Raw genomic sequence first — 11,196 nt, 5'->3', positions numbered from 1 at the left:
AGAGCATTGCTTTCGACTGCGTTCTACTTTAAACTGTTTAGTTCGTTTCGTGTCGCGTCATCAGCGAAGAAGGCGAACTATACGCCTCACCTAAAACGCTGTCAACTACTTTCCCCCTTTATTTTTCTTTATTTCATCATATGACTGTTTTTTAAGATTTTATTTTTGACACGCTTTGACTCGCTTTGCTTTACCCCCTCGCGCTTTTTCTTTTGACTACTCTCTCTTCGCCTGCTTTTGGCTCTATTCTGTATTAGTTTTTGGGCTTTTTTGTATCGGCTATTCTCTAAACAATGCCTTTTATTTGGTATTGTCGTTTCTGCAATAGCTGGTTTCTATTTATGCTACTTTTGGAAGTGGGTATATTAGCTGCACTAATTTGTTTTGTTATTTATATATAGTAGTAAATAAATTTAAGCGCAAACTCGGCTTTTATATTATTTTTTCTTGACTCAATGTTTTCTTGTGACTGTAATTACGATTCTGAATATGATTGTACTGATAACTATAAATAATTAAAAAGCACGCTTTAAAGCGTGCTTTTTAGGCTGCTGAATGGTGAAAGTTATTTATAGCCACCTTTTACTAATGTTCCACTTTCGTCATGTTGCCAGGTAATGGCACCTGGACAGGCCTGTGATCCACTGGATAGGGTGGAAATAGTACCTTTGATGGTGTCGTTGTTGGCGGTAGGTGGCAAAAATTTAATTTCATAGTAAGGCCAACCTTTTTTGTCGCAAGTCAGATGGAATGATGGATTATTCATTTTGTAATTTTCAATCCATGATATTTGTTTATTAGCCAGATTGCCGGCAGATGGGCTAACTTCCCATTGTCCAATGATATCTCGACGTCCGCTAGTCTGATTAGTAACGGTGCCCATCAACAGATTGCCATCTTTTTGTACTCTAAAAGTAAAGGTGTCGCCCAGCTCTCCGGGTATATATTTGCGACAGGTTGCACCACTTCTGGCTCCATCTGCACCACCTTTGCAGTTAGGGTGTCTGGCGATGGTGTCTTTACGAAAGCTGCTGAATAAAACCATAAATTGACGTGAACCATCTCTGGCATTAGTAGTAGGCTGGATACCGGTATAGCCTATTCCGCCACCGCCGGTAAAGCTAAATTGATTGGCAAAATAAAATTCATCTATGGGTGCTGCCTGATTGATGGTAATGGCAAAGGTGATATTTTGTATCGTAGTGGAAGTTGGAATGCTCCAATTTAATGTAGGTGTTGCTGCCAATGCCTGAGCAGCGGCAAAAGCTGACATGGTTGCTATGATTTGTTTTTTCATGTGTCTCTCCTATTATTCATAATTAATTATTTACTCTGACAATGTTATTCGCATTTAATACGCAGTGACTAACTTTCGGACTTTACCAATATAATTTATGTTTTTCAAACATTTAATTTTTTAATGACTAAGAATATTTAAATATAGTCAGGCAATAGGATATTTTTTGAATAGCTTTGGCTATGTATAGATTTGGTTCAAAATCCAGCTTATGTAAGCTTCAATAAGCTTGTAAATTGTTTAGTTTGGCCTAGTTAGGGTAGTCTTAAGGTTTTAGTGTTAAGTTATATTGCAAATAATAATGGTTTCTATTATCATGCCGAAAATATGGAAAACCAACGTAAAGTCAATTTTTTGATTGTTGCTCTCGTACTGGGAATGCATGCTTTTCTATTTTGGGCAATAATGGCTGTTCATGCACAACAAAAAGTTGATATTAATCTACAAACACTTAATTTTGTTGATTTGGGTACGAGCTCAAATCAGGCCATAAATGATGCTCCCTCTAAACCACAATCACAACAACCTGTTGTGCATAAGCAATCGGTGAAAGTACCGGTTAAAAAAGTGATGCCTGAAAAATCACTGATCAAGCCTGTGGTTGCGCCCAAGACAGAAAGTCAATTTAAGGTTAATCCACCGAAAGCGGATGAACCAAGTTTAACGCCAACGGTAGAAAAAACTGCTCCAATAGCGCCTGTACCTGTAAATAAGGTCTTGAGCCCAACGTCTGCAAATACTAGTGAAAAATCCGAAGCTACATCTGCAAATGGTAAAAGTAGTGGGGATCAGGCTGGTGGCAATCTGGTAGTACCAAAAGAATATCAGGGTGGTTTTCTGGCAGCATTAAAACCAGTTTATCCTGCTGACTCAAAGAGTAATGGAGAAGAGGGCGTTGTGGGATTAACTGTTTCGGTATCAGCAGATGGTCAGGCACAGAATGTGGTGATAAGTAAAAGCAGTGGTTATAGCCGCCTTGACCGTTCAGCTAAGCAGGCGGTATTGAGGTATCGTTTCAAGCCTGCTACTCGTGGTGGGATGCCGATTCCTTATAAATATCATTTTGATGTTGTTTTTAGAATATCTAATTGATAGCAATAATGGTAATGTATTTTTGTATTTTGAAATGATTTGATTAAATCATTGTTAACTTTGAAGGTAATTATTCTTATGGACGGTAATATTGCTTCAATTTATGCCCAGAGTGGCTGGATTTTGCTGACTGTTTTGGCCATTCTTGTCTTGATGAGCATTATGACCTGGATTATTGCGTTAGTACGTTGCTGGAGTTTATGGTGTGCTAAACGTGATAACCGCGCTGCATTAAATTGTTTTGCAACGGCTGAGAATCTGGTTCAGTTGCAGCATGAGCTGGCAAATAACCAGTCGCCGGTAGCTTTATTGACGCGTGATGCCTTGCATGCCAGTAAACTTTATCATGATAAAGCTAATCATTCATTGGCCGCAGCGATGCCTTTCAATCAGTATCTCACGAGCCAGATTCGCAATAGTATGGAACAGGTTATGCGTCGCTATGAAAGTGGATTGACTGTACTGGCTTCAATCAGTTCGAGTGCGCCATTTATTGGTCTGTTTGGTACTGTGTGGGGTATTTATCATGCTTTAATTAATATTGGTTATAGTGGGCAGATGAGTATTGCTGCTGTTGCTGGCCCAATTGGTGAGGCATTGGTTTCCACAGCCATTGGTTTGTTTGCGGCTATTCCGGCATTGTTGTTTTATAACGGTCTGGTACGCAGCAAGAAAAATTTAAGTCGTGATCTTGATGGCTTTGCTCATGATTTACATGCACAGTTATTGAATAATGGGGATTAAGTGATGGCATTTGGTCATTTCAGTGATGATGAAGTCCATGAATCAGCAGATATTAATGTAACTCCGCTGGTTGATGTAATGCTGGTATTGTTGATTGTGTTTATGATTACGATGCCGGTTTTAACTCACTCTATTCCATTAACTTTGCCTACCACTGCTAATCCTGCCCAACAAGCCGAACCCAAATCGCCATTACGTTTATCTATCGGGGCTGACGGGCAGTATAAATTAGGTGATCAGACTCTTTCGCTGGCGCAATTGCAGAATGACTTGCATCTGAAAGCACAGGCTGACTCAGATGTGGTACTGGCCATTGCTGCAGATAAACACGTTGCTTATGATTATGTTGCGCAGGTTTTGGCAGCGGCTCGGGATGCAGGCCTGGTGAAAGTAGGCTTTGTTACGGAAGATAAGTGAGAAGAGTTAATTGATAATTCAGAGTGTTAAGGTGTACTTTGTTCCTATACTCTGTCGAGGTAACCATATTAATGGGCTTTCTTAAAAAAGAAAGCCTGTTTTTTCAAATCAGTTTCATAAATGATGGTATTTTGTATGTACCATTTATTGTTCAGATGGCAGTTAAATTGTATTGATATGCTGATTTTAGTCGTGCGAATGAGATGATTTCAGGTATGAATCAAATATGCAAATGTGATTTTTGGAGTTATTCTTGTCTGCTTAAATCCAAATTTAGCTATTAAAGCATTTTTTTAATGCCTAATATGTATTTATACTAATAAGTACTAATAATATTAAGAGTATTGTTTTTAATTGAACATAAAAGAAGAAAGCTAAATACTATAAAAATTACAGTATACAAGACTGTTATTGGTACTGTATAAGCTCAAAGCATATAATATGGTCATAAATATTTTGCCTATAGGTTGTTGTTAACATTATTGATTAACTCTATATTTTTTCAGAAATATATTGAAAGGATTATATCCAGCATTTCATCAAGTATAGTTGCTATAAGTTGAAGCAATATATTTTCCTCTTTGTTCTCAAAATTTTATTATTTAATTTTTGATTATTACTTTGTAGGGTTGTTAAGGTGCAACTGGATATTGGATATATTATTTATCGGGTGGATATGGCTATAGTCATAGCTGTTGGGATAAAAACACTTAGTAACTGTTTTTAGGTTTTTTAATAGTATGTGTAGATTCAATAGGTATTGCTAAATAAAATGATAGAGATATTTTACTAAGAAAATAATCTGGGTATATGATTTTGAATATAAAATATTGTTTCAGGTATGCATATATAATTAATAAGATATTTTATGCCCAGTTTTGAAACTGATTTGATACTGAAGCGTGATATTTGTCTGATTGAAGTCTGGTTGTATAGATAAAACAGATAGATTAACTTCTGGCCAATCTACCTGTTTTATTTGGCCTGTTCTAGCGGATTACGCCGCGTGTAGAATGGGTAAAAAATTCTTTGAACACATGTAATTCGGGTGCTGAATCTGCTTCTGCAATAATTCTGGCTTTGGCATCAGCATAACTTAATCCCTGCCGATAAAGAATTTTATACAAGCGTTTGATGTTGGCAATTTGTTCTGCTGTAAAGTTATGGCGGCGTAAACCTTCGGTATTAAGCCCGGCAGGTTCGGCGCGATAACCGGCGGCCATTACATAAGGCGGAACATCTTTGTGTACACCGGCAGCGAATGCGGTCATGGCATAGTCGCCAATATTACAAAATTGGTGTACCAGTGAGAAACCACCCAGTATTACATAATCACCAATGACAACATGTCCGGCAAGTGATGCATTGTTGGCAAAAACTGTGTGGTTGCCAACAACACAATCATGAGCCAGATGAACGTAAGCCATGATCCAGTTATTGTCACCTACACGGGTTTCACCAATACCGGTAATGGTACCGGTATTGAAGGTGGTAAATTCTCGGATGGTGTTGTTGTTACCAATAATCAGTCTGGTAGGTTCGCCACGGTATTTTTTGTCCTGTGGAATTGCCCCCAGCGAAGCAAACTGAAAAATCCGGTTGCCTGTTCCAATAGTGGTATGCCCATCTATAACAACATGCGATCCGATATCGGTATCGGCACCAATCTGCACATTGGCGCCAATTACGGTATAAGCACCCACAGATACGCTACTATCGAGTTCGGCTTTGGGATCAATAATGGCTGTGGGGTGAATCTGCGTCATGTATATTTCCTACAGTCGTGGTTTACGACCAGTTTAATCATATGTGATTAATGTTTCAGTTGTGCACTGAAGCTATTGTATTGTGTGGCTATGGGTAGCCTTTATTTGTCTACTTTGCGTTTGGCACACATGATTTCGGCCTCAGCTGCAATCTGATTTTCTACCCATGCAGTAGCTTTGAATTTGCCGATATCGCGTTTGTTTGCCAATAGTTTAACTTCAAATCTCAGTTGGTCACCGGGTATAACCTGACGTTTGAAACGGGCGTTATCAATACCAACGAAGAAATAAATTTCATCATCGTCACGACCACCATGACTAAGAATGGCCAGTGTGCCGCAGGCCTGCGCCATGGCTTCGATAATCAGAACGCCGGGCATAACTGGAAAATCGGGAAAATGACCCAGAAAAAAGTGTTCATTAGCGGTTACATTTTTGATTGCACTCAGGGTCATGGCTTCGCTATCGTAAGCGGTAACACGGTCAATCAGTAAAAATGGATAGCGGTGAGGCAGTAATTTTTGTAGGGTACGAACGTCTAATGGTAAAGACCAATCCATTGCTTTAATCCTGTTGGTTTGATGAATTGCCGTTCAACTCGGCTAATTTGTGTTCCAATGCTTTTATTTTCTGGTTCATTTCGTGTAAATGACGAATATGCGCAGCATTCTTTACCCAGTCACTGTGTTTTTGTAATGGGAATATAGAAGCATAATGGCCGCTTTCCTTGATACTGTGACTAACAGCAGTAGCTGCACCAATGGTTGTTTGTGGCGGTATGTTTAGATGACCGCCAATCATGGCTGCGCCACCAATAACGGAATAGGCACCCACTTCTGTGCTGCCAGCAATGCCGGTACAGGCCACAATGGCTACATGAGCACCGATTTTGCCGTTATGACCAATCATCACCTGATTATCAATTTTGGCGTCGTTTTCGATAATGGTGTTTTCAATGGCACCGCGATCAATTGTGGTATTGGCACCGATTTCAATATCATCACCCAAAACTACACAGCCAGTCTGAACAATTTTAAACCATTCGTTTTTCTGTTTGTCCCAGGCAAATCCAAACCCATCGGCACCAATAACACAACCGGAATGTAGTTCTACCCGGTTACCCAACTGACAGCCATGATAAATGGTTACGTTGGCATGAATAATGCAATCATTGCCTACTGTACAGTTTTCTTCAATGACTGTACCAGCCAGAATACGCGTATTTTCACCAATGACACAGTGCTCTCCAATAACTACATGGGCACCAATTTCACAACTGGCTGCAATTTGTGCTGTTGGAGCAATAACTGCACTGGGATGGACACTTGCTTTGGGCTGCGAGCGTGGATGAAACAGACGCGCAACGCGAGCAAAATAAAGATAGGGATCGTCGGTGATAATCAGGGAACGACCGGCCAAAATTTCAGCAGATTTTTCGGTAACAATTAATACACCAGCACGGCTGGCAATGGCTTCAGCACGCAGACGGGGATTACTCAGGAAGCTGATATCATGCGCCTGCGCCTGTTGCAATGAGGTTATATTGGTGATAGTGGCATCATCACCACGCAATTGTCCGCCCAGTTGTTCAACCAGAGCTGTGGCGGTTATTTGGTTCACTGCCATGATTCTGCCTTACTGTTTTTGTGCATTTAATGCTTTGATAACGGCATCAGTGATGTCAAATTTGCTATTGACAAATATGGCATCCTGAATGATAAGGTCATAACCCTCTTTTCTTGCCATATCGATGATGACTTTATTGGCATTTTGCTGGAGTGAGGCAAATTCTTCATTTCGGCGCAGATTGTAATCTTCTGCCAGTTCAGCCGCCGCTTCTTTATACTGCTGATCCATTTGCAGCATCTGTTTGATTTTTGCTTCCCGTTCTGGTATAGGAATGTTGCCGGACTCAATTGCTTCTTTGAGTTTCAGGCCTTCAGTTTGCATGGCTTGCAGTTTTTTCTGCCGTGGTGCAAATTCTTTATCCAAATCTTTCTGGATGGACTGCGCCTGAATTGATTGCTGATAAACCCGGCTAGTATCAATAAAGCCAAGTTTTTGTATGCTTTCTGCCCATGTCAGAGTACAGGAAAGCAGGGTAGCAGCAAATGTTAAGAGAATTTTTTTAAGCATGAGTTTGTCCTTATCTGACTACGATTAGAACGTGGTTCCTAACTGGAACTGGAAGCGTTGTAGCTGGTCTTCCGGCTTTTTGTTAATCGGATAGGCATAACTGAATTTCAGTGGTCCCATCGGCGATAACCAGGTAACAGCCAAACCTGCGGAGTAACGCGCTTCGTTACCAAAGCTGGATTTGTGTGCTTTGGAACCGCCATAAGGATCCTTTTCATCATGGTAGTTGTAGGTTTTGTTATCCCATACGCTACCTGCATCAGCAAACAGACTCAGGCGGACAGTATGCTGGTCTTTAATTCCCGGAAACGGAAATAACAGCTCCGCAGTTGCATTAGCTGTGTAATTACCACCATAACTGCTGGAATCACTACTGTAAGAACCATTACTGTAGCGATTGAAGTATTTGGGACCGAGTGTACCGGATTCATAGCCACGTACTGAACCTAAACCACCACCACTAAAGGCATACATAAATGGTAAATCTTTGGTTTTACCATAGCCGTCAGCATAACCGAGCTGGCCATATAGCATGATGGTGAAGTTTTTACTTAATGGGAAATACCAGCGTTGATCGTGATTGATTCTGTAATATAGTAAATCACCGCCAGGTAAACCGCTATCTATATTGGCATTCATTATGTAGCCGCGAGTAGGCCATAATGCACTGTCAGTGGTATTGCGTCCCCAGCCTACGGTACCTTTTAATATCCAGTTATCTTTACCATATTTCTGCACAAACTCAGCATAACGTTGCGGTGCGTAGTCACCATACAGGTTTACGGCCAGATGCTCGGCGCCAAGGCTGAAATTCACCCGATCGTATTCAGTAATTGGCACACCCATAGTCATGGCTGCACCGATGGTGGTGGTTTTGTAGTCCATGGAGTTACTATCGGATTTACTGGGGTTGTAACCACGATAGTACATGTTGTAACCCAGACTTACACCATCGGGGGTAAAATACGGATCGGTAAATGATAAGGCGGCAACCTGATTAACCTTGGAACGGGATAGTTGCAGGCTGGCAGATTTACCGGTACCAAACAGGTTATCCTGTGCAATACCTGCTGACAGCAGCAAGCCATCATCCTGTGCCCAGCCTGCACCAACATTGATGGAACCGGTTGAACGTTCTTTGACGCTCATATCCAGATCGACCAGATCGGGTGTACCTGCCACGGGCTTAACATCTACCTCAGCATTATCAAAGTAGCCCAGTTGTTGAATGCGTTCTTTGGAACGGTTAATTTTGGATACATCGTACGGAGCGCGTTCCATTTGCCGCAACTCACGCCGCAATACTTCATCGCGGGTTTTGTTGTTACCGGTGATGTTGATCTGATTAACGTATACTTTCCGATCTGGTACGACGTTCAGGACGAAATCTACAACATGGGTGTTGTCATCAGGCACTGGACGAACATTAACCTGACAGAAGGCATAGCCTGAACTGCCCATTTTTTCCTGAATTGCTCTGATGACATCAATCAACTGTGCGCGGTTATACCATTTACCCTGTTTGATTTTAACCAGCTTCTGTAACGATTCTGCCGGTACTTCGCGGGTATCACCGCCAATGGTTACTTTACCCCAGCGGTAACGGGCACCCTCATCCACCGTGATATTAATTATCCGCCCCGCTTTGTCTTCGTTATTGTTTACTTTGACATCGGCAATGCGAAAATTCAGATAACCATGATCTTGATAATAATTATTGATTTTATCCAGATCCTGCTGTAACTGGGTATCGGAATAACGGTCATCTCTGGTTAGCCAGCTTGTCCAGCTTTTCTGGCTCAGTGACATCTGATTGCGCAAGGTATGTGCTGAGAACTGTTCGTTGCCACTAAAATTGATGGATTTGATGGTTGTGGTTGAACCTTCGTCAATATTCAGTTCGAGTGCAACACGATTACGTTCCAGCCGAGTAACTTTAGGTGTGATTTTCACGGCATTTTTACCGCGCTGACGATATGCATCCTGCAAACCGAGCATGGCCTGCTCCAATGTCGCCGGATTAAACACGCGTGATTGACCCAAACCAAAGCCACTCAGGTTTTTCTTGATATCGTTATTGTTGATTGATTTGCCGCCGGTAACGTCAAAACTGCTGATAATCGGCCGTTCGACCACGGTTAACAGCACCTGATTGCCCATGGTTTCGACCCGGATATCATCAAAGAAACCTGTGGCATATAATCTTTTAATGATGTCTTCGCCTTCGGCATCGGTGAACGTATCACCAATTTTAACCGGCAGGTAACTGAAAACGGTTGTCGGTGCCGTACGCTGCAAACCTTCTACCCGAATGTCTTTTATGGTAAACGGTTCGACTGCCAACGCCAGTGAAGACAGGCCCAAAGCCATTAAACTGACAGTAATCTGCTTTAATTTCATCATTCATCCAAACAAGCGGGTAATATCATTGAAGAAAGCCACCAGCATCAACATTAACATGGCGGCGATACCAAAACGTAGTCCTATTTCCTGTATACGTAGACTCAGAGGCTTACCGCGAATCCATTCGATCGCATAATACAGTAAATGCCCCCCGTCTAACACGGGAATGGGTAATAAATTCAGCACACCAAGGCTTACGCTAACGAGTGCCAGAAATTCTGTATAACTCTGCCAGCCCATGGCCGCGGTTTTGCCAGCTACATCAGCGATAGTTAAAGGACCGGAAAGATAATGCAGCGATGCCTGTCCGGTGAGTAATTTGGCAAACATGGAAAGGGTTAGTGTAATGTAATCCCAAGTACGCTGCATAGCCAGTTGTACTGACTGAAAAAAACCGGGCTGATAATGCTGGCGAATCTGGGTATCCCAGGCTTTATCGCGCATGGCACCTACACCAACCTGTCCGATAATGGCACCATTTTCCACTACTGAAGCAGGTCGCAAACTGGTTTGTAGGGTCTGCCCGTTGCGCTGATAAGTAATATCCAGTTTAGCACCGGCACTGGCACGGATGCTATCCACCCAGTCCTGCCAGCCTGTGAGTTTGCGGCCATTAATGGTTAACAGGACATCACCGACACGCAGGCCAGCTTTTGCTGCAACGCTATCGGGTACAACCATGCCTATCTGGTTGATAACTTTAAATGGCATGATACCCAGATAACCGGTTTTGGCAACATTATCTGCGGCATCTGTACCGGCAATATTCAGCTGCCGCTGTCCGGCATGTCCTGTAGCAGTAATGACGTCAACCTGAACTTTACCACCATCCAGATTCAGCATGATTTTTGCCTGAGCATCTGTCCAGTCGGTGACGACCTGTCCATTCACTCTCACGATGCGGTCACCCGGTTGAAAGCCGGCTTCTGCTGCTACGCTTGCCGATTCAACCATGCCAATCCACGGACGAATCTGGGTAATACCGCCCACACTGAAACTGGCGGCATACAGCAATACGGCCAACACCAGATTGGTTAGTGGGCCGGCAACAACGATTGCAATGCGTTTCAGCGGGTGTTGTCGGTCAAAAGCGTAAGGCAAATCAGCCTCACTGACGTCACCTTCACGGGTATCAACCATTTTGACATAGCCACCGAGTGGGATTGGTGCCAGACACCATTCAATATTGGCTCGTTTGACGCAAAAAAATGGCTTACCAAAACCTATGCTAAAGCGCAGTACTTTGACCCCGCACCAGCGTGCTACAACCAGATGGCCTAATTCATGCAAACTTACGAGCAGTAAAATCGCTACGATAAAAGCAACTATGGTTAATAACAT

At 42.3% G+C, this 11,196-nt stretch carries 10 protein-coding genes; 3 read left to right on the top strand and 7 right to left on the bottom strand.

From position 1 onward, the window contains the following. Positions 1 to 565: 565 nt before the first annotated feature. Positions 566 to 1,297, bottom strand: a complete 732-nt coding sequence (locus MJ764_RS06420) for a DUF3472 domain-containing protein (protein ID WP_239325671.1) — start codon at positions 1,295 to 1,297, stop codon at positions 566 to 568. Between the two features lie 327 nt (positions 1,298 to 1,624). On the opposite strand from MJ764_RS06420, the gene MJ764_RS06415 reads away from it, so the two are divergent. From MJ764_RS06415 to MJ764_RS06405, 3 genes are all read left to right on the top strand, one after another. After that, entirely contained in the window at positions 1,625 to 2,389 is a 765-nt protein-coding gene (locus tag MJ764_RS06415; RefSeq protein WP_239325662.1) for an energy transducer TonB, read from the top strand. A gap of 78 nt (positions 2,390 to 2,467) precedes the next feature. After that, complete coding sequence (locus MJ764_RS06410) at positions 2,468 to 3,133, top strand: MotA/TolQ/ExbB proton channel family protein (protein ID WP_239325660.1); 666 nt, start codon at positions 2,468 to 2,470, stop codon at positions 3,131 to 3,133. A 3-nt stretch (positions 3,134 to 3,136) separates the two neighbouring features. Beyond that, positions 3,137 to 3,550, top strand: a complete 414-nt coding sequence (locus tag MJ764_RS06405; protein WP_239325658.1) for an ExbD/TolR family protein — start codon at positions 3,137 to 3,139, stop codon at positions 3,548 to 3,550. 989 nt (positions 3,551 to 4,539) lie between these two features. Here MJ764_RS06405 and lpxA read toward each other — a convergent pair. The 6 genes from lpxA to rseP all read right to left on the bottom strand — a co-directional run bounded on the left by lpxA (position 4,540) and on the right by rseP (position 11,196). Beyond that, positions 4,540 to 5,316, bottom strand: coding sequence for an acyl-ACP--UDP-N-acetylglucosamine O-acyltransferase (gene lpxA, locus MJ764_RS06400; RefSeq protein WP_239325656.1), 777 nt, complete (start codon positions 5,314 to 5,316; stop codon positions 4,540 to 4,542). 101 nt (positions 5,317 to 5,417) lie between these two features. Next, a complete protein-coding gene (fabZ, locus tag MJ764_RS06395) occupies positions 5,418 to 5,876 on the bottom strand; it encodes a 3-hydroxyacyl-ACP dehydratase FabZ (RefSeq protein ID WP_239325654.1) in 459 nt (152 codons plus the stop codon). A gap of 4 nt (positions 5,877 to 5,880) precedes the next feature. After that, on the bottom strand, positions 5,881 to 6,942 hold the full coding sequence (gene lpxD / locus MJ764_RS06390; RefSeq protein WP_239325652.1) for a UDP-3-O-(3-hydroxymyristoyl)glucosamine N-acyltransferase: 1,062 nt from the start codon (positions 6,940 to 6,942) through the stop codon (positions 5,881 to 5,883). Positions 6,943 to 6,951: 9 nt separating this feature from the next. Beyond that, positions 6,952 to 7,452: an OmpH/Skp family outer membrane protein gene (locus tag MJ764_RS06385; protein ID WP_239325650.1), complete on the bottom strand. Its 501-nt coding sequence runs from the start codon at positions 7,450 to 7,452 to the stop codon at positions 6,952 to 6,954. A gap of 24 nt (positions 7,453 to 7,476) precedes the next feature. After that, positions 7,477 to 9,852: an outer membrane protein assembly factor BamA gene (bamA, locus tag MJ764_RS06380; RefSeq protein WP_239325679.1), complete on the bottom strand. Its 2,376-nt coding sequence runs from the start codon at positions 9,850 to 9,852 to the stop codon at positions 7,477 to 7,479. 3 nt (positions 9,853 to 9,855) lie between these two features. Further along, a complete protein-coding gene (gene rseP / locus MJ764_RS06375) occupies positions 9,856 to 11,196 on the bottom strand; it encodes an RIP metalloprotease RseP (protein ID WP_239325648.1) in 1,341 nt (446 codons plus the stop codon).

Origin of the sequence: Snodgrassella gandavensis, from assembly GCF_914768025.1 — a bacterium.
GTDB lineage: Bacteria > Pseudomonadota > Gammaproteobacteria > Burkholderiales > Neisseriaceae > Snodgrassella > Snodgrassella gandavensis.
Note: the sequence above shows the minus strand (reverse complement) of the source record. Positions and strands in the feature narration are given on the sequence as shown.